Source organism: Algoriphagus sp. AK58 (genome assembly GCF_014324365.1).
GTDB lineage: Bacteria > Bacteroidota > Bacteroidia > Cytophagales > Cyclobacteriaceae > Algoriphagus.
The window spans coordinates 100,018-124,209 of record NZ_QEIG01000020.1 but is presented as its reverse complement, the minus strand read 5'-3'; the positions used below and the strand labels follow the sequence as shown (position 1 = coordinate 124,209).

The following is a 24,192-nucleotide window of genomic DNA, read 5'->3' as shown; positions in this document are numbered from 1 at the left end:
AAACTTCCCAACTTCTCATGCTAACCAACTATCTAAAAATCGCCCTTCGCGGCTTTGCCAAACACAAACTCACTTTTTTGATCAATACCCTGGGACTTTCTCTTGGACTCTGGGCAGCTATTTTGATTGGTCTTTGGATCAAAAGTGAATTTGAAGTCGGAAGGGGCCTCGCCGAGTCAGATCAGGTCTATCGGGTCATGGAGCATCAATCCTACGGTGCCCAAATATTTACTACAACCTCAACTCCTGGAATTTTGGCTGAAACGATGAAAGAAAGCCTTTCTGAAGTTGAAAAAGCGGCCACCTTCTCCTGGAATGAGGAGCACCTCTTTGTCAATGGGGAAAAGAGGGTGAAGTTGAATGGGTTCTTTGCCGGTGCGGATTATCTACACATCATGCAATATCCTTTCCTCCATGGAAATAAGGAGCTAGCCCTTTCAGACAAGTCCCACATTGTACTGACGGAGGAGGCGGCCGTGAAGCTCTTCGGAACCACCGATGCCGTTGGGGAGTCAGTTCAGCTTGTAAGCAATGAAGGAGAAGAACTCTACGTGGTTCAAGGAGTCTTAAAAAGCTTGGGGACAAAGGTAAACTCAGCTTTTGAGTTCATATTGCCTTACCAGGTGATGTTTGACAAGCCTTACAATCAATGGTTGAAATACTGGGGGAACAACGGACCGAGTACCATTGTGAAATTGAGGGCAGGAACTGATGGGGAAAAGTTTTCCGAATCGATCAAGGATTTTATTCTCGAGCGAAATGAAAACAGCAATGTTAAGCTCTTTGCCTACCCGCAAAGTGAATTGTATCTCCATGGTTCCTGGAAAGACGGCAAGTTGCAGGAAGGAAAAATCAAAACCGTCAAGCTTTTTGCCATGATCGGCTTTTTCATTTTGCTAATTGCCTGCATCAACTTTATGAACCTCTCCACCGCCAAATCCCAAAAACGGGCAAAAGAAGTGGGGGTTCGTAAAGTTTCTGGGGCAGATAAGTCCTCGCTAGTTTACCAATTTCTTAGCGAATCGGTATTAATTACGGTTTTCTCTGGCTTTTTAGCCTTGCTATTAGTTCAGTTAACTTTGCCGGTATTCAATACGCTAACCGGAAAAGAAATGAGCTTGCCTTTGGGTGATGGTTGGTTTTGGTTACAGTTGGGGGCTGTGATTTTGTTTACCGGTTTGGTTTCGGGCAGTTATCCGGCGTTTTACCTTTCGGCTACCAAGGTGGTGTCGGTTTTCAAAAATCACATTCAAGGCAGCAAAAGGGTCGTCTTGGCCCGAAAAGGCTTGGTGCTATTCCAGTTTGTTTTGGCCACTGCATTGATCGTTTCCACCGTGGTGGTATTTCAGCAGATCAACTATGCGCTGAAACAAAATATCGGGTACGAAAAAGATCAATTGGTCATGGTGCCTCTGGAAGGAGAGCTTTTTGGAAAATATGAGATTTTCAAAACCCAATTGGAAAATAATCCCAACATCGAATCGGTCACCCGAACCACCCATACCTTGCTGGGAAGGAATTCCAATACCGGCGATGTGAATTGGGAAGGAAAAGATCCGGAGTTTAATGCACTTTTTGAACGGATTTTAGTGGATTATGACTTTCTCCCTACGATGGGGATGAAGCTGATCGATGGAGAGGATTTTTCAAGGAATAAAGGAGCAGATTCTACTCAGTCGGTAATTTTGAACCGCCGGGCATTTGAGATCATCACTCAAACCAATCCCGATGTCCGGACTGTCACCATCAATGGAGCGACCCGGCAGGTGACTGGGGTAGTGGAAGATTTCCATTTCCAAAGTTTTCACCAAATCATGGAGCCAGCCTTTATCATTCTGGATCCGACTTTTGCGGGTAATGCGTTTATCCGTGTGAAGGCGGGAGAAATGCAGGAAACACTGGCCTCCATTCAACGAGTGGCAGAGGAACTTAATCCTGTTTTTCCATTCACTTACCAATTTATGGATGACAATTACGCCCGTTTGTATCAGGATGATGTGAGGTTGAGGGATTTGGCTCAGTATTTCAGCATCTTGACGATTTTGATTTCCTGTCTGGGTTTATTAGGACTTTCTGCACATGTGGCAGAGCAAAAAACCAAGGAAATCGGCATCCGAAAGGTACTGGGAGCATCAACATTCAATATTCTTCAGGTAATCAATCGCGAGTTTATCCTCGTAGTGATGGTGTCCATTTTGATCGGGTCGGGCTTGGCCTATTGGTTTATGAGTGATTGGCTGGAAGGATACGCTTATCGGATTGATTTTGAATGGTGGTTTATTCCATTGGCGGCCGTATTAATCCTTGGGATTGCCTTGATCACTGTCACCCTCCAATCCATCAAAGCGGTACGAAGCAATCCGGTACAAGCGATCAAGACGGAATAGAAGTTTATTTTTCAAAAAATTGTCCGTCAACGACCAAAACGTACAAGTGGCGAACATATTTTTCTAGAAATAATGCCCTTTGGAGCTCCAAAGGGCATTTTTATTTTTTGTTACACTATTTGCAACTAATTGAATGAAAGCCGCATCTACTTCATTGAAAACTAAACCAACTCCATTTTTCCAATTACTAAACCAACTTAAATGCCGCCTGCCATGTGGAAAAACTATCTGAAAATCGCCTATCGTAACCTCCTGAAAAGCAAAGTGTATTCGGGGATCAATATCCTGGGCTTAAGCTTGGGGATGGCAGCTTCCATTCTGATTTTGATTTACATCGTAGATGAGCTTAGCTACGATAAATTTCACCCCAATGCCGAACTCATCTATCGCGTGGGAATGCAAGGAAGCATGAACGGAAATGAGTTTAACATGCCCTATTCTCCTGCCCCAATGGCACAGGCGATCAAAGATGAAATTCCGGAGGTGGCGGATGCCATCCGATTGGGATTGTTCCGTACCATGCCGGTGCGTTATGAAGAGAAGTCGTTCACCGAGCCGATTACGTTGGTGACTGACCCTAATTTTTTCGATTTTTTCGGATTTGAATTAGTACAAGGTGATCCGAAAAGCGCCTTAGTTGGTCCAAATCGGGTGATTTTGACAGAATCTACTGCGAAAAGATATTTTGGAGAGGAGGAAGCCATTGGAAAAGTACTTTTCAGAGGCTCGGAAAAAACAGCCACGGAAGTTACCGGAGTGGTAACAGACCCTCCACACAACTCTCACATGGATTTCGATATGATTTTGTCAGGGGAAAGCTGGAATTATATGAAAGACCCGCAATGGTCTTCGAACAACTTGTTTACTTATTACAGAATTCATCCCGGAGCTGACCCAGGTAAGGTAAAATCAGGATTGGATGCGTTTATTGTCAAGTATTTTGGACCGGAGATTCAGCAATTTTTGGGCATTTCCTTAGAGGCTTTTCAGGAGCAGGGCAACCGATTCGGTTATGTTGTCTTTCCGCTTTTGGATATTCACTTAAAATCTGACACCTCTGAGGAGATCAAGCCGGGAGGGAGCATCCAATACCTCTATATTTTTGGAGCGGTAGCACTTTTCATTATTCTGATTGCCTGTATCAATTTCATGAATTTGGCAACAGCTCGTGCCTCCAACCGGGCCAAGGAAGTAGGGGTAAGAAAAGCAGTTGGAGCTGAAAAAAGCCGTCTTGTTTTTCAGTTTCTGTCTGAATCATTTTTGTATTGCTTGATTTCCGGGGTAGTGGCTCTGGTTTTTATTCTATTGTCTTTGTATCCCTTTAATCAACTTTCAGGAAAAACTCTCGGCTTGGGGATATTTACAGATCCTGTGATTTTGGCAGGCATCTTAGGTTTTCTGGTGTTGGTGGGTTTAATGGCGGGTTCTTATCCGGCTTTCTACCTGACTTCTTTTTCACCGGTGACGGTTTTGAAAGGAAAAATCAGAAGTGGGGTCAAACGTTCCAATTTCCGAAATGGCTTGGTCGTGTTTCAATTTTTGATATCCATTTGCCTTATCATCAGCAGTATGGTGGTGTATAAACAGCTGCAATTTATGCAGGAGAAAAATCTCGGATTCCAAAAAGAAAATGTGATCGATCTGCTTCACACTAGGGCTTTGGGTAATAATGCCGAGGCCTTTAAGCAGGAGTTGTTGAGCCAATCTGGCTTTGTGGCCGCAAGTTTCGCCAATACCCTACCTCCCAATATTGACTGGTCCTCCGTGTTTCGAACCACCGACACCCAACAGGATTTCCTCTGTAATCTCAACTTTGTGGATCATGATCAGCAGCAGGCTTTGGGTTATGAGCTGGTTCAGGGAAGGTTTTTCTCTAGGGAGTTTCCCAGCGATACAGGAACTGTAATATTGAATGAGACGGCTTTCAGACAAATGGGCTGGACTACATTGGATGGAAGTCAAAAAGTAAGTGGTTTTTGGAATGTGAACTCAGAGCCGGTGGAACGCACCGTGATCGGAGTTATCCGAGATTTCAATTTCGAAAGCCTTAGAGCTACCGTGAAGCCCTTAATCATGACTTTGGGCCCCACGCCAAACAATGAGATGGCGATCCGAATCAGTCCTGGAAATCCCCAAGAAAAAATAGCCCAACTGGAACAACTTTGGAAAAAACATGCCGATGGAGCGGCCTTTGAATACACTTTTGTGGACTCCAATTTTGCACGGTTGTTCCAGTCTGAGGAGAAAATGGGTAAAATCATTCTTGTCTTCACCATTTTGGCCATCAGTATCGCCTGCCTGGGTCTTTTTGGACTGGCGGCCTATACGACCGAACAACGATCCAAAGAAATCAGCATCCGAAAGGCGCTTGGGGCATCAATGAGTCATTTGGTGACCATTCTGAGTAAGGATTTCATTGTATTGGTGGTTATTGCTTTTTTGATTGCCGGCCCTTTGAGCTACTTCCTGATGGAAAAATACTGGCTGCAAAACTTTGCTTTTCGCACCACAATCGATCCGGTTTTGGTGGGGATTTCAGGACTGATTTCTATCGTGATTGCCTGGTTGACCGTGAGCTATCAAAGCTTTAAAACAGCCGCGTCCAACCCGGTGGACTATCTAAAGAATGAGTGAAATCAATCCGATCCACTTTCGTCCGTTGGCGGTCAATTATTCTCTCCAACGGACAATCTTAACTTATAAACCTTTGAAAAAAAGCTTTTTAGAAGGTTTTTCCTTGGCATAAAAAATGAAAATCTAATTCTATCCTAAACTAAACTGACTATGAAACTTTCCTCAGTAGTATTCTCTCTGATCCTCTTTATGGCCGTGGTTTTCACCGCCAATGCCCAAAAATCCGAAACCCGAACCCCCGGTTCATTTACCAAAGTGGAAACCGGGGGCAGTTGGGATGTGACCATCACCAAAGGTTCAAAAGATGAAGTCCGATTGGAATCCAATTCCTTTGACTTAAGCAAAGTCATTACTGAAGTAGATGGCAGAACGCTCAAAATCAAACTTGAAAAAGGTACCTATCGAAATGTGGATTTGAGCGTTCATATCACCGTGAGGGAATTGGAGTCAGTGGGTGTTTCTGGTTCCGGCAATGTTAAGCTTTTATCCGATTTTGGTTCAGAGCAGTTTGCTTTAGGATCATCTGGTTCGGGGGTAATTGAAACCCGGAAAATCAATGCCTACCGACTCGATGTAGGAATGAGTGGCTCGGGTGAAATACGGATCGCCGGTGGTGAGGTAGAAGATCTCCATATCGGGCAATCAGGTTCAGGAAATTTTGAAGGGATCAATCTGATCGCTCAAACAGTAAAAATCGGAAAATCAGGCTCTGGCCAAACTTCGGTAACTGCGGAAAAAAGCCTGACGGTAGGTTCTTCAGGCTCTGGAAATGTTTACTATAAAGGCAATCCAGAAAATCAAAGTATTGCCAGCAGCGGATCCTCTCGGGTGATCAAGCAATAAAGGCATACTACCCATCCCTATCTATGTTCGGTGCCGGTCTGGGTTTTTGATCGGCACTATTCCAGTTTGACCTAATCTCCTGACCATGTTCAAAAACTATTTCAAAATCGTCTTTCGGAATGCCAAAAAACATCCGATGTATGTCTTGATCAACCTGATAGGACTGGCCCTTGGAATGGCAGTGAGTATGGTAATTTTACTGTATGTGCAGTTTGAACTGAGCTATGATCGACATTATCCAGATGGGGACCGGATTTTCAGAGTCAGCAGAGCATGGTTTAATCCCGACGGGGAAATCAGTCTCCACTTGGGCCATACTGCACCACCCTTTGGTCCTTTGATCCAATCGGATTTTCCCGAGGACGTGGAGGTTTCTGCTCGGATATTCAACTTTAATCCCTTAATCAAATCCGGCACGGAGGCTTTCGAAGAGGACCGGTTTTTCTTTGCCGACCCGGAGGCGTTTGATCTGTTTTCCTGGGAAATTGTGGAAGGTCAGGGCAAGGAAGCTCTCAACGAAGCGGAAGGAATTATACTGACCGAATCCACAGCCAAGCGTTATTTTGGGAATGAGTCTCCCATCGGAAAAGAGCTGGTTGCGGTTCTCCCGGGAGGAGATTATCCCCTTCAGGTAAGAGGGGTGATGAAGGATCTGCCTGAAAACTCGCACTTTCATGTGGATTTTGTGGCCTCGATGATTCCGGTGGTTCAGTTTTATGGGGGATTGGAAGGCTTTATGTCCAACTACGGATCTAATAATTTTTCGACGTTTATCAAGCTGAAAGAGGGAGTCAAGTATCAGGATTTTGAGAATCAACTCCCCGGTTTGATTGACCGGCACATGGAGGCCAATCAGGCAGGAATCCCAGCCTCTCAGGGTACCAAACTTTTCCTTTGGCCCATCGCGGATATTCACCTACATTCCAATCTTGCTTCCGAAATCGAACCCAACGGTAATATTGACTACGTGTACATTTACCTCGCGGTGGCATTTTTTATCCTGCTGATTGCCTGTATCAACTTCATGAATCTCTCCACCGCCCGATCCTCTTTACGATCTATGGAAGTGGGGCTTCGCAAAGTAATGGGAGCCGACCGCTCCATTTTGATCCGCCAGTTTATGGGAGAGTCTTTGGTGATGACTTTCCTTTCCATGGTTTTGGCTGTGATGCTGGTTTGGTTGTTTTTGCCTCAGTTTTCGGATTTTGTCGAAAAACCACTCCGTTTCAACCTGATTACTCATCCCGAGTATTTGCTGGGAATTGGAGGGATTATGGTGTTTGTGGGCCTTATTTCAGGAAGCTACCCCGCGCTGTTTTTATCCGGATTTATGCCTGCCAGGGTCTTGAAGGGAACCTTCAAAGCCGGTAAAGGCCATGAGCGGTTCCGGTCTGTATTGGTGGTCGGACAATTCGCCATTTCGGTGGTACTTATCGTGGCGGTTTTGGTGGTGATCAATCAGCTCAATTTTATGCAAAACAAGGATTTGGGCTTTCAACAGGAAGATATTGTGGTCTTGCCCAACAGTCCCCAAATCAATGAAAATTACCTGATCATCAAAGATCGTCTGGAAAACCATCCCGGCATACGTGCGGTATCCATGTCCAGCAGAGTTCCTTCAGGAAGATTACTAGACTCTCAGGGAACAACCGCTGAAGTCAATGGAGAACTGACTCAGATCGATGTACGGATTGCGGATATTCATGTGGGACACAACTTTTTGGAGACCTACGGAATACCTGTGGTGGCGGGGCGAACCTTTGATTTCCTTCAGGCCAGCGATTCCACCCAGGCTTTTGTCCTCAACGAAACTGCTATCCGTGCAGTGGGCTGGAGCAGTGCCGAAGAAGCAATCGGGAAGCAGTTTCAATACGGAGTAAGGAGAGGCTTTGTCACCGGAGTAATGAAGGATTTCCACTTTGAGAGCTTGCACCAGCCTATTGTGCCGATTGTATTTATGATTTCTCAAAACCGAAACAACCTGCTCAGTATCAAAATCGATGCGGCTCAACGGGAGGAGGTAATGGCTTATTTGAAAGACGAATGGGCTCAACTCCGACCCGATTTTCCATTTGAACCCCTGTTTGTGGATGAAGGATTTAACCGACAATATGAGGCTGAAAACAGGTTGAAGACCATTTTTACTTTTTTCTCAGGTCTTGCAGTTTTGATTTCGATTTTGGGATTGTTGGGATTGGTGACGTTTGCTACCGAGCAGCGCACCCGGGAAATCGGAATACGCAAAGTCATGGGGGCAGAGACAGGAAATATTTTGGTATTGCTCGGCAAAGACTTTATGAAGCTGGTGGGAATCGGGTTTATCTTGGCAGTGCCGATTTCCTGGTTTGGACTGAATTCGTGGCTGGATGACTTTGCCTATCATATTGGCATCAATTGGACTGTATTTCTGGTTGCAGGAATTTTGGCAGGCCTGATCGCGGCACTTACAGTCACTTCCCAGACCATCAAAGCTGCTTGGGCCAATCCGGTGAAGAGTATCAAGAGTGAGTAGGTAATCAGAAGACCTTATTGGCTTCTATTCCAGTAGATTTTCAGGTTTTTGGTCGACCTTCCTGAGGCAATCAAGTCCAGCCTTCCGTCTCCATCGAGATCTGCCGCCTGAATATCCTCGCAGGCCATGCCGTTTTGATCGATCCAAACTTCCTCAAATTGGGAGAATGAACCGTTTTTGGGAATAAAAAGCTTGATTCCGATCTCTTGCTGGTTATTGGGATTCCTCCAGCCGATAGCGATCTGCTCTGAACCCAGATTCAAAAAATCACCTGTGACCAAGGCGTGTCCCTCTTTCAGCTTGTCAGTTAATAGGATTCGATTGGATAGGGTAGAAGGGGAAGTTGGATTGGCTCCCTCATAAACCACTAAACTGTTTCCATGCATGGGTTCAACTGTTGTTATGAATCGATTCTCTCCGGATAAATTCCCCAGCCGTAATTCCCCGATTCCTCCATGTCCTGAAATCGTCATGGGCTCATTTTTCCATTTGCCGCGCGCTACGGAAATCATCCGCACACCTTCTTTTCCACCTAATAGAATTCCTTCTTCAGTGCCTAAGTCGATTACGTCAAGGTTATGCGTGAGGTGCATGCTTTCGTCGATCACTTCGTATTTCCAGTCTGCGGCAGGGTTTTCCGGGAACTCGTATGCCATCACTTTGACTCCTTCTCCCTCGCCGTTTTTATTTCCTCTGCCATGAAGCGGCACCACGATCAAGTAAGCTTTTCCGTCAGTCTTAATCCATCGCATCCGGTGTGTGGTGGGTTCGTGATGCAGTGGTTTTGGAGTCCATTTTTGAGTGGGATCGGCCGGTCGATGCAGATAAAAAACAGCTCCGGATTTTTCTGGATCGGAGGTTTCTCCGGGGTTCCATTGGGCACCAACTGCAACTTCTACTTTGCCATCTCCATCCAAATCCCTCGCTGCGATGCAGACATTGTCGGAGACAGTAAGATTAGCCACCATGATGTGCCGTTTCCAATCTCCATTTCGGTACCAGACGATCTCGGTTTTGTCAGCCAAAAGAATATCCTGCTTCCCATCTCCATCGACATCTCCTATGGCCATCCCATAGCCTATGGAAATATTCGGGTCGATTACCTGAGCTTCAAATTTGGGTTCCGAGGCTGTCTGAAAAGCAAGAAAAAGCGATAGGAATGGTGAAATCATCATGGGTTTTAGGGCTGGGTCAGATGTTAATTTAGAGGATTTTGCCAAAAAACCGCAAATCCTTGATTTTCATTTTTAGGTACAGCAAATCAAAAATCGGTTAGCCTTAGGTTTATTCTTTTGAAATAAATTCAATTCGACCGCAGACGGACAAAAACGTTCGCAAGGTGGAGCTGTAAAAAATCAAAAATGGCTAAATTCTTCAATTTGGACAGCTTATAACTTGGCATAAAGCTGGATTAGAGAAAGAGGCTTGTCCTTATTTGATTACTAAACCAATTTCTCTTTCAGCCATTATGTGGATCAATTACCTCAAAGTTGGATTTCGGAATCTCCTCAAAAACCGGTCTTACACCCTCATCAACCTGATCGGTTTGACAGTAGGAGTTGCCGTAACCACGCTGCTGTTTTTTTATGTTCAATTTCAGGTAAGTTTTGACACCTTTCATCCCGATCAAACAAATCTCTATCGGGTACTGAGGGTTCAGAATGGAAATCAGGGAGAATTTCGTTTTCCATCTTTACCCCTTGTCTTGGAATCAGTTATAGAGCAGAACCTCTCTGATCGGGTGGATTATACCAATTTTGTCCCCAACAATTATTTGGTAAAGCGAACGGATGGGGATGGGTTCAACCAATCTGTTACCATGGTTGGGGAAGACTTTTTTGAAATTTTTGGATTCGAACTTATTCAGGGAACCTATCCAAAAAGCGAAGATCAACGGGGTGGAATTGTACTATCTGAATTGGCAGCGAATCGATTTTTTGGTTCTGAAAACCCTATTGGCCAAGAACTTCAAATTCGTTTGACCGATGAGTTATTGCCCTATGAAGTGATCGGAGTCATCCAAGATGCACCGGCCAATTCCAGTTTAAGCTATGAAATTTTGATGCATGACTCAAATCTGGAATTGATCTATGGAGATCGTGAGCGTGCCCATTGGTACATGTCATTCGGTGACGGCTATGCCCGCCTGAAAAATGGGATGACTCCCGTACAATTTGAGCAGGAGACCAAGGATTTTGTCAGAAGAAATTTTCAGGATCCAAAGGAGGCGGAAAATTATGGATTTGCGCTGCAGTCATTGGCTGACATGCATTTGAATGTGGATATACCAGCCGGCCTTGCCTCTGTTATTAATCCCAGGATTCTTTGGATTTTGTCCGGTGTGGCTATTCTTATCATTTTGATTGCGTGCATCAACTTTACCACAATGGCAATCGGCAACTCTGCCAGCCGTTCTAAAGAAGTCGGGGTGCGAAAATCTATGGGCGCAGGTTTTGGACAGCTTTTTGGCCAGTTTATGGCTGAATCGGTGATACTCACGGCCATTTCCATGGGTTTTGGGCTGATTTTGGCTTATCTGCTTTTGCCCATTTTCAATTCCCTGATGCAAACGAACATGCTGATTAGTTTTGACTTTTCTCAGTTCTTGATTTTTCTGGGCATGAGTTTGTTTATCGCATTGGTAGCGGGGGCTTATCCTTCGATTTTTTTGGCCTCTTTTCGGCCTGTTCAAGTGCTAAAATCCAATCTTTCGCTTCGGTTTGGGAAGCAAAACCTCAGGATGAGTATGCTGGCATTGCAGTTTTTTATTTCCACTTTGCTGGTGACCTGTACCCTTGTCATGGTCAGACAAATGAAAACGGTGGAAGACTTTGATCTGGGAGCATCCAAAACAGATATCATTCAGGTCCTTGTGCCTCCTCCCGCAGCTCAGGGTCTGGAGGAACAGATTCAGAAAAGCTTTGATTATGTCCAGCCATTCAAAAATGAGCTTAGAAAACTTCCTGAGGTCACCCAAACTTCGGTGGCTACAGCTATGTACGGAGACAATTCTTGGTTTTCGGTAGGATTCAGAAGCCCCGACCAGGCGGAGGGAATAGATTTTCACCTCAATATCGTAGATGAGGATTTTGTGGACTTTTTTGGACTCAATCTGGTTGAGGGAAGAAATTTTTCTGCCACCAATCCTTCAGACCTTTCTAATGCTTTTATCATGAATGAAGCTATGAAAAAGCAATTGGGTTGGGAGGAGGCTTTTGGAAAAAGTCTGGAAAGTGATCGGCCTTTTGGAGAAAACAGAGCGGTTGGGGTAGTGAAAGACTTTCACTATGAGAGCCTTTTCCAACAAATCGAACCAGCCATTTTGGTCATGAAGCCGGAAAACTTTTTCCGTGGATTCCGAAATCTCACCATGGAGGATCAGATGATTGCAAAAGTATACATCAAAGTTAAAACTGAGGATAAACAAGCCATGATTCAACGTTTGGAGGGGATATGGAAAGATTTGTATGGCTCTGATCCTTTTGATTATAGCTTTATTGAGGATGAAATCGCAAGGGAATATGTGCAGGCTAACAGCTTGAGCTCTTTGGTGACTATGGCTGCAATTGTGGCCCTGATCATTGCAGGTATGGGATTGTTTGCCATGGCTTCCTTAGCTATCTCCAGTAGGTTGAAAGAAATTGGAATTCGGAGAGTAATGGGAGCAACTACCAGTGAAATTTCTCTCTTGTTTAACCGACAATTTTTGAAAATCACTCTCATTGGCGTACTGGCTTCCATCCCGGTAAGCTATTATTTGATGCAGATTTGGCTGGAGGATTTTGCTATCAAGGTTCCCTTGAGTGCTGGGGTATTTCTGCTTGCTTTGTTGGTCGGGGTATTTTTCTCTGTGGCCATTGTGAGTCTAGAGACAATCAAAGCTACTTGGATCAACCCCACGAAGCTTTTGAGAAGTGAGTGAGATAGGGTAAAAGACATTAGACACAAGACATTAGACACAAGACACAAGACCTGAGATATTAGATTAATGATGCAAGAAGCTTGATACTAGACGAAAAGATCTACTAACTGTGGCTGCCTGCTGTAAATCTCCCAAACCTCCAGACTCCCAAACTTCCCGACTCTCATGCTAAAAAACCACTTCAAGATCGCCCTTCGAAACTTGCTCCGAAATAAGCTCCGGACTACGATCCATATCTTAGGCTTATCCTTGGGCATTTCGATCGTTTTTTTGATTTTCAATGTCATCTGGCATGCCTATAGTTTTGATACATTTCATCCGGACAGGGATCGGATTTTTCGAATTAATACGGTGACCCAGTGGGATATGGGGGAAAGCTACCCCTCATCCGGTACCAATGGGCCCCTAGGAGAGGTGATCGATTCGGAGATTTCATTTATCGAGACCAAGGGCAGAATTTATACGTTGTGGGAGGTCTTAACTTTGGTGCCTGAGGGCAATCGGGTCTTGGGCAGGTCCAATGAAGTCACTTTTGCAGATCCGGGATTCTTTCAGATTTTTCCCAGAAAATGGCTTGCAGGAAATCCTGTGACAGCTCTGGATAAACCTCTTTCCGCAGTCATCACCCGAAGCAACTTGGAAAAATATTTTCCGAGAGTTCAGCCTTTGGATGCATTGGGAAAGGAATTGGTCTGGATAGATGCCGATACGATCCGTGCACAAGTCACCGGGGTGGTGGAGGATTACACCGAAAATTCCGACTTCATTTTCAAAGACTTTATTTCATTTGCTACTATTCAGACCGAGGAGCAAAAAGAATGGTATGGTCTACACCATTGGGGAAATGTCAATTCCAGTTCTCAGCTTTTTGTCAGACTGGAAAAGGGTTCAGGTAAAAATGAACTCGAAGCTTCCCTGGCCTCCGTTGTGGCCAAAAATTTTGAGGAGGAAGAGCAAGCGTCCACCACTTTTTTGGCTGAACCTTTGGCAGAAATGCATTTCGGAGAAACCTACTCAGGGACTTCTGTCTCTAAAGTTTTTCTGAATGGACTGGTCTATATCGGTCTGATTATTTTGGTTTTGGCTACGCTGAATTTTGTCAATCTGGAAACGGCTATGGCTATAGGCCGCAGCAAAGAGGTAGGGATCCGCAAGACCCTGGGAGGAAGAAGATGGGAGCTGGTTTATCAGTTTTTGGTGGAGACCTATTTGTTGGTGCTTTCGGCAGGTTTGATCGGACTGGCCTTGGCAGAGGTGATCAGAAATCTATTTAGCAGCTATTTGCCGAGTGGGTTTGCGGTGGAGTATCTCCATGGATCAAATTTGGTGTTTTATGCACTCTTTCCATTGATTCTGACGGTTTTATCGGGGATTTATCCTGCCTTGATACTTTCTTCCTATCAGCCGATCAGGGCGATCAAAGGGGAAAAGGTGCTGTCTACTGGCTTTTCTTTGGGAGTCTTTTTGAGAAAAAATCTCACTGTATTGCAGTTTTCTTCTTCCATTGCCTTTATCATTTTGGTACTCGTCCTTCAGGCACAGCTACGCTACGTGTCCAGTCAGCCTTTGGGGTTTGAAAAGGATGCTGTCCTCTATGCCCAACTGCCATTTATGTCTGATCCGGATCAAATGATCAGAGTGCAGCAGTTGATGAATCAGGAGTCCGGAGTAAGCGGAGCGAGTCTCAGTGGAAGCTTGGTGTCGTCCAACAGTCTCTGGACTTCGGATGCATGGATTCCGGTAGATACCACTGAAAAGCAGATTTTCACCCAAGTAATGAATGTGGATTCGGCATTTGTCGGAGTCAATGGGATTCCACTTTTGGCAGGAAAAAATGCGGGTAATCGTGAGGATGAGATCTTGGTCAATGAAAATTTTCTCAAGGAAGCCGGTTATGCTGATGCGGCCTCGGCGCTCAACCAAACGATCCGATTTGGAAGAGAGGAGCGAAAAATCGTAGGTGTCATCGGCAACTTTCATTCCCGTAGTCTCCGAGAAGAAATCCGTCCTCTTTTGTTGACTTACAATCCCAAGTATTTCCAGACCATTTCTGTAAAGCTACAACCAGGCCAAAATCTTGCCCAAGCCAAGTTGGCATTGGAGAGTAGGTACAAGGAAGTGTATCCTTATGAAAGCGAAGAGTTTCATTTTCTGGATGAGGCGATTGGGGAGTTTTACGAAGAGGACCTAAGGATCAAAAACGTGCTCACGGCGGCTACTTTCTTGGCTATTTTGATTTCGGCCATGGGTCTGTTTGGACTTTCATCCTATACCATTGCGCAGCGTACCAAAGAGATCAGTATTCGCAAGGTACTTGGGGCTTCAGTACTTCAGGTTTTGGCCCTGATTTCCAAGGAATATGTCATTTTGGTCCTTGTCTCTTTTGCCCTCGCCATCTATCCGGCCTATTACTTTATCAAAGATTGGTTAGAGGGATTTGCCTATCGCATGGACATGCCTTATTGGTTGTTTGGCATGGCAGGGATTGGCGTACTATCACTTTGCTTGCTGATCGTGGGCCTTCATTCCTATCAGGCCGCTCAGACCAATCCTGCCAAGGTGCTGAAGGATGAGTAGAGGGTTGGGAAGTTTGGGAGAAAGGGAGTATGGGGGTTTTCTTAATTTTTACTCCTCCTAACATCCAAACTTCTCACCTCCCATACTTCCTGCACTCCCTCGAATTGACAAACGGCACTGGAAAAACCAATTACTCTTCTAGATTTGTATATCTGCCCATTAGATCTACAAATCCATGAAGAAACCTGTATCCTTTTCGATTTTTGCATTTGTTTTCACCCTTATTTCCGGCCTTGCTTTAGCCCAAGAAAGCGGTTTTGTTCCCCTTTTCAACGGAAAAAATCTTGACGGTTGGGTGGGGAACAAAGAATCCTATCAGGCCAAAGACGGCATGATTGTCATAGAGCCCAAAGGCGGTGGTGGAGGAAATCTATTTACCGAAAAAGAATACGGGAATTTTATTCTTCGATTCGAGTTCCAACTGACACCCGGTGCCAATAACGGTCTTGGAATCCATGCCCCGTTGCAAGGTGACGCTGCCTATGTCGGCAAGGAACTCCAGATTTTGGACAATGAGCATGAGAAATATTCCAAGCTGGAAATCTACCAATATCACGGTTCGGTTTACGGAGTCATGCCTGCAAAACGGGGATTTCTTAAGCCTACTGGCGAATGGAATCAACAGGAAGTCATCGTGGAACATCCCAAAATCAAGATCATTCTCAACGGTACCACTATTTTGGAGGGTGATTACCTAGAGGCCAGCAAAAACGGGACTTTAGACAAAAAAGACCATCCCGGCTTGCAGCGAAGCAGTGGACATATCGGTTTTTTGGGACATGGTGATGTGGTCCATTTCCGAAATATCCGAATCAAAGAATTACCTAACTCTCAACAATAACACCTCAACTTGATGGCAAAGAATTTTCAGATCATCGATCGCCGGGACTTTTTGAAAAAGTCCATTTTGGGTGCCGCCGGATTGGCTTTGGCACCTTCACTTTTGGCAAAAGCCAACGCAGCAGGAAGGCTTCGTACCGCTCATATTGGTCTCGGCGGAATGGGCATGGAAGATCTTCGTGCCATTTCTTCTCACGAGCTAGTCGACGTGGTAGCGCTCTGTGATGTGGACAGCAATGCGCTCAGTAATGCTACAGCTCTTTTTCCCAATGCCAAAACCTACGTCGATTACCGCATCCTCCTCAAAGAAATGGGAGACCAGATCGATGCGGTGGTAGTTTCTACTCCAGATCATACCCACGCTCCGGCATCTCTCATGGCTATGGAGATGAACAAAGCAGTATATTGTCAAAAACCACTGACCCACCATGTTTCTGAGGCCCGTGCCATGAAAAAAATGGCAGAAGACAAGAAGCTGGTCACACAAATGGGGATTCAGGTCCATTCTTTTTACGATTATAAACTAGCCACTCTACTGATTCAATCTGGCATCATCGGCAAAGTCCATACGGTACGGGCTTGGTCTCCGAAAAATTGGGGCTATGACGGGCCTGAACCAAAAGGAAGTGATCCCATTCCGGCAAATCTGAACTGGAATCTCTGGCTTGGAACTGCAGAGGAAAGACCATACAAAGAAGGGGTTTATCATCCCGGAAATTGGAGAAAGCTTTTGGATTATGGCTGTGGAACGCTAGGGGATATGGGGGTACATATTTTTGACACTCCTTATAATGCACTTCAGCTCGATGTTCCACGGACGATTGTAAATAATTGCCGAAAGCCTACAGGATTTGGTTTCCCCGAAAACAATATCGTTACGTACGAATTCCCACAGACTCCTTACACCACCGAAACCCTCAAGTGGGTTTGGTACGACGGGCCAGGAGCTCCTGCAGACCATGAAGATCTGAAGCTTCCCAACGGAGATGCGCTTCCAGATCAAGGCGCGATGTTTTTGGGTGAAAAAGGGAGATTGCTTTTGCCTCACTTCCAGCAGCTTCCCAGATTAATCGTGGATGGAAAATACAAGGAGTTTGATGTAGCTCCTTTTAATCTTGGTCAACCTGTGAAAGATTATGCAGGAGAAAGCAAAAAGCATTACCATCAGTTTGTGGATGCCTGCTTGGGAAAAGGTGAATGCTCTGCTCCTTTTGAATACTCAGCCCGATTGACTGAAACCATTTTGCTGGGTGTGATCGCGGGACGCTTCCCGAATGAAACGCTTCATTGGAATAGTAAAAAAGCCAGATTTGCTGAGAAAAAAGCGAATAAGTACCTGGGAGGAAAGTATCGAAAGTTTTGATTGGAGTAGCAAGTAGCTGGAATAAAGAGGCTAGATGCAAGACAATTGACACAATACGCTAGATAGAAGAGGCGGGCATGAGGGGAGGTTGACTTCCTAGCACCCTTGCCTCCTGACTTCCTAACTTGCTTACTGACCGCTTCGACTAAGTACTGAGAAAGGCTTCGACTAGGCTCAGCCTGACAGTACTGCCAACCGACCACTGATTACTGTCTACTGATTCGTCCGCTGGCGAACAAAAATGTTCGAGAATTTTGATTACTCTTTTCTGAAAAATAGCCCCTGGAGTGATTCTGGGGGCTTTTTTATTGGCATGAATCTCGACAAGTACTTTCTAACTTTAATGCCATGATTCAGCTAACTGAACTAGACAAATACATCGAATCCCGTTTTCAACGGGTGTTTCTCCTCAAAGGAATTAACCTAACCATAAAAGAAGGGGAGTTTGTGACTCTGATGGGGCCTTCGGGCGCTGGAAAATCCACCTTACTTAATATTCTTGGGCTGCTTGATGAGGATTATCAGGGAACTTATTCATTTCTGGGAAAAGATATCCGGGCAATGAAGGCCAAGGGGCGATCAAATCTCCATAAAAGCGAATTTGGGTACATTTTCCAGGCTTACCATCTTATCGATGAATTGACCGTCTATGAAAATATCGAAACTCCGCTTCTCTATCGGAATGTCTCTTCCTCTGATCGAAAGAGCATCATTGCTGAGCTTTTGGACCGATTCAATATGGTAGCGAAAAAGGATCTCTTTCCCGCCCAACTCAGCGGTGGACAGCAGCAATTGGTCGGGATCGCAAGAGCTGTAGCCGGTAAACCCAGAGTCTTGCTGGCTGATGAACCGACCGGAAATCTCCATTCGGCGCAGGCCAAAGAAATCATGGAGGTATTCAAAGAATTGCATGCTGATGGCACCACCATCATTCAGGCCACGCATGCTCGGGAAAATGCGGAATATGGTACCCGATTAATCCAATTAATAGACGGAAGAATAGATAGCGATGAGAAATATGCTTAAGCAAACCCTACTACTTGCTACCCTGCTTTGGATTTACCACCCTATACAGTCCTTTGGGCAAGATACGTTGCTGTTGACCTTCAGACAGGCCGTCGATATTGCCTTAGACCAAAATCTGGAGTTTAAGACCAGGGAAAACAATCTTGAGATTTTGCAAAAGGAAAAACAGGTGGCCACTTTGTCCCATCTTCCAACAGCAGGGATTACCACCAATTTGCTCAGACAAACCGGGCAGCAGTTTCAGCAGATTGAGGGGGAAATCGTTGTGACCAACGTAACCAATGAAATTGTATCCTCCAATCTCAATTTGAATATGCCAGTGTTCAATTCGGGGAGAAGAATTTTGGATACACAATCCGCAAATCTTGCATTGCAAGCTGGAGAAAAAGGATTGGAAAGAGCAAGACAAATGGTGATTTTTGACGTTTCCCGCAGGTATTTACAAGTTTTGCTGGATGAGGAACTGTTGCGGATAGCTACTGAAAATCTGGAAAATCAAAAACAACAACTCATCCAAATCGAGGGATTTGTAAATGCAGGATTACGAACAGTTTCTGATCTGTATAATCAGCAATCGGAAGTAGCCCGGCTTGAATCGGTCAAAGTGGATGCGGAAGTTCAACTGGAAAATGATCGATGGAGTCTCTCTGAATACCTGCAGCTCCCTGCAGGTCAACTACCTGTATTGGAAAAAGTAAATGCCGAGAGGGACAGGGAATCTTTTGCAGACTTGGACCTTGGACAACTCTATGAACTCGCCAAGGCCAACCGTTCAGATTTAACTCAACAGAAGCTTTTATCGGAATCTTACAAAAAGGATATGCAGGCCATAAAGGCCATGTATTTTCCGAGAGTAAATGCTTTCTATAATTACAACACTTTTTTTACCTCTCTGGATGAACGAACCCTGAGAGAGCAACTGTTGAAGATTTATCCTCAAAATACGCTGGGGCTTTCTTTGATTATTCCCATTTTCACAAGTTTTCAAAACAGACTGGATGTGACAAGAAGCAGAGTAACCTATCAAAACCAACTGCTTCAAAATGAATCCGTGGACAGAAAAATCTTTCAGGACGTGAGGCTTGCCCATCAAAATTACCAAGCGGCGATTCGAAAAGAGAAAAACTCACAGGTTCAAGTATTGGCAGCCAAGGAAGCGTTCAATGCAGTTGGGGAACGCTTTCGATTGGGTTTATCCAGTTTTGTGGATTTGGCTACAGCCAATCAAACGATGGTCAGAGCTCAGGCAGATCAGGCTCAGGCAGTGTACACACTTTTTTTTCAGGAGATCCTGATGAAATATGCAATAGGCACTCTTGAACTTGGGAGTTAAGCCAGAAAAAAGGAAGACCCAAAGAGTCTTCCTTTTTGTTTTAAGGTTGGTTGTGGTAGTTGGTTTACTTTACAGCATGGCAAAGAACATGTCTAAATCTGGAATCAGGACGATTCTGGTTCGTCTGTTCATAGCCATGTTTTCCGGCGTATCATTACTCACGACCGGCATGTAGCTGGCTCTTCCTGCCGCTATCATTTTCTCCGGGGCGACTTTGTATTTCAGTTGAAGTTCTCTTACGATAGAGGTTGCTCTTTTTACAGAAAGATCCCAGTTGTCTTGGATGACAGCATTGGAGATGGACCTGGGATCGGTATGTCCCTCTATCATGACTTGAAGGCTGGGCTCCGCATTAATGACTTCGGCAAGTTTTTGTAGAAGGGGATTTGCTTTAGGGTTGATCCGGTAGCTTGCCGTGTTGAAGAGTAATTTATCAGATACCGAAATCATCACCACTGTATTTTCGATGTCGATTTTGATATCGTCCTCACTTTCACTTTCTGCTGCAATGTTTTTCTTGATATTATACTCAATAGCCAGATTGACAGAATCTTCCATGGTTTTTGCCTCGGCAAGCAGGGAAGGATCCACGTTTTGAAGGGTTTGCTCTAGTTTGGCTCTGTGGTTTTTAGATATCGGAGTAGGCCCGTTTAAGCTCAATAGCGAATTGTTGGATTCTTCTAGGCTGGCATTGGTATCTTTCAGGCTGTTGATTCTGGCGTTATATTCGGCTACCCGCTTTTCAATTGCGGTCATTTTCTCTTCCAAATCCGCTTTTTCCTTATTTACTTCAGCGAGTTGAGTTTGGGTTTGGAAAAGATTTCCTTCCAGTTCGGTGTATTTCTTTTTGGAAACACAGGAGATGGTCATACTTAGACCAAGGGCTGTGGCGAGAATGATAGATTTTTTCATTTTTTTAGAGTCTTGTTTCCTCTTGCCATCCAAATGAATCGCCAAATCTGAAAAGTAAGGTATAACTCGAGTGGAGGTACTTGAAAAAGCGGTTTAAATGATCAATTAAGCCGTATTTTTAAAGATTGGGATGAAAAAGAAAAAAGCACAGTCCCCTATAGAGAAATGTGCTTTTTTGGAAAATGTGTGGAGTAATTCCACAAGTTGCTTAGGGTGTTTTAATTTGGGAGTCGGTTTATTATTCGGAATTCATTCATCACCCGATAGGCTGCGCGTGTAATGTCTGAAGGAAAATTAGGGGATTCGAAGTCAAAGTTTGCAGCGGTATATCCCTGCCAAATGGTGTTGCCTTTCTTACTGTCAATGACATAAATGACCAGCATTCCGCTATTTTGGGCATATCTGATTTGATTGTAGGTTTCATCTTTTTCCTGTTCCCGTTCGATTTCTCCTTCGTCATTTCGATAAGTATACCCGGTGCGGTTGAGCCAATAGTCAAATTCCGGCTGTACGTACCCACGATATTTAACCGAATCTGTGAAGATCTTATAACTCACCAATAGATCCGGTTTTTCGACCTGCTCTCTGAAGCCCTGTGAACCCAATCTTGCACCAATAGTAGCATTTAAAACAGGAGTGATTACCGTGTTATCCAGTTCGGAGGATTCTACAAAAGCAAAGGTTTTATATTTTTTAAAAGAGCCGGTGTAGTTGTAGTCATAATCAGTCACGTAATCCTTGGAGGAGAAACAGGATACGCTGAGAATTAGCAGTAGGCTTAGAAGTAGGGTAGAGACTTTCATAGACTTTTGGGTTAAAACATGAAGTTCTAATTTGTTTTTATGGATTGCTTAGAATCTCCCAACCCGTCGTTTAAGAAGATTGTTTTTTCAACCCATTAAATTTCAAGGAAATGCAACCTTAATTTAGGGAATTGAAGAATAATAATCTTCAAATTGAGCAGCTTTTTTGTGTTTTTGAAATGGATTTCTATTTAGAAAAAAAGCCAATCAGACCCTTTAATTTTTCTTATATCTCAGGATAAAAGATTTGGAGCAAATCCTAATTCAGTTAATTTACGTCCTTTCAAAGATTTCATCAGAACAGTAGATGTCGAAAGTTGAATTGGAGACATTGATTTCAACAGTGAAAGCGTGTAGGATCTGCGAGGCTCACTTGCCTCTAGGTCCCAGGCCTGTTTTCTCGGTACATCCTAGGAGTAGGATTCTGATCATTGGTCAGGCGCCGGGGACAAAAGTCCATGCCACCGGGATTCCATGGAATGATCCCAGTGGGGATGAGCTGAGAAGATGGTTGGGAGTCGACCGGGAAACCTTTTATAATCCTGAAATTTTTGGAATCATGCCCATGGGTTTTTGTTACCCAGGGAGAGGTAAGGGGGGAGATTTACCTCCCAGACCGGAATGCGCAGTTCATTGGCACAGCAGTCTGAGATCAACAATGCCGGAGGTTCGGCTTACACTGTTGATCGGATCCTTTTCTCAGACCTATTATTTGGCAGATCTAGGAAAGAAAACGCTCACCGAAACAGTCAGAAATTTTGAGTCCTATTTGCCAGACTTTTTTCCACTGGTTCATCCTTCGCCCAGAAACAGACTATGGATGCGGAATAATCCTTGGTTTGAGGGAGAGATTTTGCCTCGGCTGAGGAAAGAGATTTTTAAAATAATTTAGTTTATTTATATTAAGCTTGTATTTTGACTATAATCTTTTCAATTCATTTTATGAAAAAGCTGATTTTATTACTCTCAGGGATTGTTTTGGGTTGTTTTTCCTGCAATACCACTAAAGATCAACCCAAAGAATCGTACTCTCTTCAAGTTGAGGATTCGGTGATGATCGACCATTTAGGTTCTCTTTATCTTATTGATTATGATTATCAATCAGATAAATATCTTCTTTCTGATGAGTCCTTCTATTCCTATGTTGAGGTAGATGCTGAGGGTAACAAAACTTATGAAGGTAAGCTTCCTGTGGACGGGCCAGATGCCATAGAAATGGCCTTGGGTATGGGGTATTTTCGGGGCAATGTGACAGTTGCCACCGCCAATCAGGGTTTTAAGATGTTCGATAAAGGAGCCTTGGTAGGCCAAATTAGCATTCCATATCAGTACAATTCCTTCAATTTTTTACCGCAACTCGGGCTCTCCGAATGGAATGGGGGAATTCTTTATCCCCGGTTTTTGGCGGATTCGATCATGCAGGCAGGATTTACGGAGGAGTTTTATGCAAAAACTTATTCTGATCCGATTTTTGAATTTCAGAAGGAGGGAGAAGGTCTTAGAAATCTCGGCGAGCTCCCAAAAGATTCTCCATTTCTAAATGGAAATTATCATGGAAGTCTGGTTACAGTATATCATTTGGATTCCGAAAATTTGTATTTGCTCAGTTGGGTGCGTCCGGACATTTTGAAATTTGAAGCTAAAAATGGCGATCTCAAATTTGTAGAATCAGTCAGCCTTGATTTGGGAAATTGGGTTTCTTACGACGAGACTCCGATGAGCAATGCACAAAATTTCTATGAGACCTATCGTAAAAAAATGCCGGGAACTGTGAGGAATATTCATCCCGTAGGAGATTATTTTTTGCTTCAGTACCAATCGGGCATTCCGGAGGATGTTTTCTCCACGATATTGGATGCTGAAGGAAGGCCCAACCCTGAACAGCTTGCCAAGTTGAATCCTCCATTGATTGCAGTTTTAGACAAAAATTTGAAAGTTCTCTCCAATGGTCTTCGTCTTCCTCCTGCCAGCAATGGAGAATTTGTAGTCACTAAAGACGGAGCTATTGTGGTTTCGAAAAATCCCAATCTTTCTGAAACAGAAGATTCAGGAATTATTCTTTACAAGCTGAAATTGACTATTGAGTGATTAAAGGTTTAAGCAAGCTTTTAATCCTTCCCGAATGGGTGTGGGTTTTAGTCCGAGTGCATTTTCGATCTTGGAAGAATCCAAACAATAATCCTCAGATGTCTGGTATTTGAGTTCAGGAATTTCTTTTAAGGGTCCTATAAACCATCCCAAAATCCAAATCAGGAATCCTGGCAATACTGAAAGCGTGGTGTTTTTTCCGAGTAATTCATTTACTAGTTGGGTGATTTCCTGTCCACTTGGATAGCTTGGATCTGTGGGCAGGTTCCAGGTTTCATTCCAAGAGTTTTCATGTAGTGCCAGTAGCACAGTAGCTCTCCCTGCATCGGGAATGTAGGTGAAAGAGTGTTTTTTGGTTCCTGAGTATAGCCACTGAGGATTTTTTCCGGCTTTGATTCGGTCAATCACTAGCTCATGAAGGAAGCTGTTTTTGGCTTTTGGGCCATAAAAATCTGCCGCTCTGGCTACCAAAGCAGTAAGTTTTCCTGAAATCACTTCTTTCAATAGCATCTCCAAAATCTGTTTTCTAACTTTTCCTTTCCTGCTTTTGGGATTCATGGGGGTCTTTTCAGTGAGATGGCCGATAGCTTCAGGATCCAAAGCATACATATTGTCAAAGAAAACCAGTTTGCACTTTTCCGCTATGCAGGCATCTAGGGTGTTTCTCATGATGATCGGCCAGTCTCTTTCCCAGATTTTGGCAGAATAGGTAATTCCAGCACATAGATATACGATATCGGAACCTTTAACTGCTTCGGCGACTTGAGCAGGATGTAGGAGGTCGGCAGCAAAAAGTTGGTCTGTTTCATGGATTTTAGTGGGATTTCGGCTTACCTGTCTGACTTGAATACTCTTTAAATTCAGTTCGTGGGAAATGGCATCTCCAATATTTCCATTTGCGCCAAGGATAGTGTGGAGTTTCATAGTTTTAAAAGTTTGTTCTAAAAGTTAA

General features: G+C 44.1%; 16 protein-coding genes. 12 read left to right on the top strand and 4 right to left on the bottom strand.

Annotated elements, in window-relative coordinates; translation table 11 throughout:
- Positions 1 to 17 precede the first annotated feature (17 nt).
- The 4 genes from DDT91_RS17445 (at position 18) to DDT91_RS17430 (ending at position 8,376) form a co-directional block, all read left to right on the top strand.
- Positions 18 to 2,387 carry an ABC transporter permease gene (locus DDT91_RS17445; RefSeq protein WP_187177476.1) on the top strand — a complete coding sequence of 790 codons (2,370 nt, stop codon included), beginning with the start codon at positions 18 to 20 and terminating at the stop codon, positions 2,385 to 2,387.
- A 201-nt stretch (positions 2,388 to 2,588) separates the two neighbouring features.
- Positions 2,589 to 5,021: an ABC transporter permease gene (locus tag DDT91_RS17440; RefSeq protein ID WP_255502175.1), complete on the top strand. Its 2,433-nt coding sequence runs from the start codon at positions 2,589 to 2,591 to the stop codon at positions 5,019 to 5,021.
- A gap of 150 nt (positions 5,022 to 5,171) precedes the next feature.
- Positions 5,172 to 5,864, top strand: a complete 693-nt coding sequence (locus DDT91_RS17435; RefSeq protein WP_187177475.1) for a head GIN domain-containing protein — start codon at positions 5,172 to 5,174, stop codon at positions 5,862 to 5,864.
- 85 nt (positions 5,865 to 5,949) lie between these two features.
- Positions 5,950 to 8,376, top strand: coding sequence for an ABC transporter permease (locus DDT91_RS17430; protein ID WP_187177474.1), 2,427 nt, complete (start codon positions 5,950 to 5,952; stop codon positions 8,374 to 8,376).
- Between the two features lie 14 nt (positions 8,377 to 8,390).
- On the opposite strand, the gene DDT91_RS17425 is transcribed toward DDT91_RS17430, so the two are convergent.
- Entirely contained in the window at positions 8,391 to 9,551 is a 1,161-nt protein-coding gene (locus DDT91_RS17425; RefSeq protein ID WP_187177473.1) for a VCBS repeat-containing protein, read from the bottom strand.
- Between the two features lie 293 nt (positions 9,552 to 9,844).
- Between DDT91_RS17425 and DDT91_RS17420 the strand changes: the two genes are divergently transcribed.
- From DDT91_RS17420 to DDT91_RS17395, 6 genes are all read left to right on the top strand, one after another.
- On the top strand, positions 9,845 to 12,298 hold the full coding sequence (locus tag DDT91_RS17420; RefSeq protein ID WP_187177472.1) for an ABC transporter permease: 2,454 nt from the start codon (positions 9,845 to 9,847) through the stop codon (positions 12,296 to 12,298).
- A gap of 165 nt (positions 12,299 to 12,463) precedes the next feature.
- Positions 12,464 to 14,875 carry an ABC transporter permease gene (locus DDT91_RS17415; protein ID WP_187177471.1) on the top strand — a complete coding sequence of 804 codons (2,412 nt, stop codon included), beginning with the start codon at positions 12,464 to 12,466 and terminating at the stop codon, positions 14,873 to 14,875.
- Positions 14,876 to 15,050: 175 nt separating this feature from the next.
- Entirely contained in the window at positions 15,051 to 15,716 is a 666-nt protein-coding gene (locus tag DDT91_RS17410; RefSeq protein ID WP_187177470.1) for a DUF1080 domain-containing protein, read from the top strand.
- Between the two features lie 12 nt (positions 15,717 to 15,728).
- Complete coding sequence (locus DDT91_RS17405; protein ID WP_187177469.1) at positions 15,729 to 17,078, top strand: Gfo/Idh/MocA family oxidoreductase; 1,350 nt, start codon at positions 15,729 to 15,731, stop codon at positions 17,076 to 17,078.
- A gap of 348 nt (positions 17,079 to 17,426) precedes the next feature.
- Positions 17,427 to 18,104, top strand: coding sequence for an ABC transporter ATP-binding protein (locus DDT91_RS17400; protein WP_187177468.1), 678 nt, complete (start codon positions 17,427 to 17,429; stop codon positions 18,102 to 18,104).
- A complete protein-coding gene (locus DDT91_RS17395; protein ID WP_255502173.1) occupies positions 18,097 to 19,437 on the top strand; it encodes a TolC family protein in 1,341 nt (446 codons plus the stop codon). The genes DDT91_RS17400 and DDT91_RS17395 overlap by 8 nt, the downstream gene beginning before the upstream one ends.
- Positions 19,438 to 19,506: 69 nt before the next feature.
- On the opposite strand, the gene DDT91_RS17390 is transcribed toward DDT91_RS17395, so the two are convergent.
- Together DDT91_RS17390 and DDT91_RS17385 are read right to left on the bottom strand one after the other, a co-directional pair.
- Positions 19,507 to 20,349 carry an OmpA family protein gene (locus tag DDT91_RS17390; protein ID WP_187177466.1) on the bottom strand — a complete coding sequence of 281 codons (843 nt, stop codon included), beginning with the start codon at positions 20,347 to 20,349 and terminating at the stop codon, positions 19,507 to 19,509.
- Positions 20,350 to 20,567: 218 nt separating this feature from the next.
- Positions 20,568 to 21,152 carry a DUF4136 domain-containing protein gene (locus DDT91_RS17385; RefSeq protein WP_187177465.1) on the bottom strand — a complete coding sequence of 195 codons (585 nt, stop codon included), beginning with the start codon at positions 21,150 to 21,152 and terminating at the stop codon, positions 20,568 to 20,570.
- Positions 21,153 to 21,459: 307 nt separating this feature from the next.
- Between DDT91_RS17385 and DDT91_RS17380 the strand changes: the two genes are divergently transcribed.
- Complete coding sequence (locus DDT91_RS17380; protein ID WP_187177464.1) at positions 21,460 to 22,044, top strand: uracil-DNA glycosylase family protein; 585 nt, start codon at positions 21,460 to 21,462, stop codon at positions 22,042 to 22,044.
- Between the two features lie 50 nt (positions 22,045 to 22,094).
- On the top strand, positions 22,095 to 23,240 hold the full coding sequence (locus tag DDT91_RS17375) for a hypothetical protein (RefSeq protein ID WP_187177463.1): 1,146 nt from the start codon (positions 22,095 to 22,097) through the stop codon (positions 23,238 to 23,240).
- On the opposite strand, the gene DDT91_RS17370 is transcribed toward DDT91_RS17375, so the two are convergent.
- Positions 23,241 to 24,164, bottom strand: coding sequence for an NAD-dependent epimerase/dehydratase family protein (locus DDT91_RS17370; RefSeq protein WP_187177462.1), 924 nt, complete (start codon positions 24,162 to 24,164; stop codon positions 23,241 to 23,243).
- Positions 24,165 to 24,192: the final 28 nt, after the last annotated feature.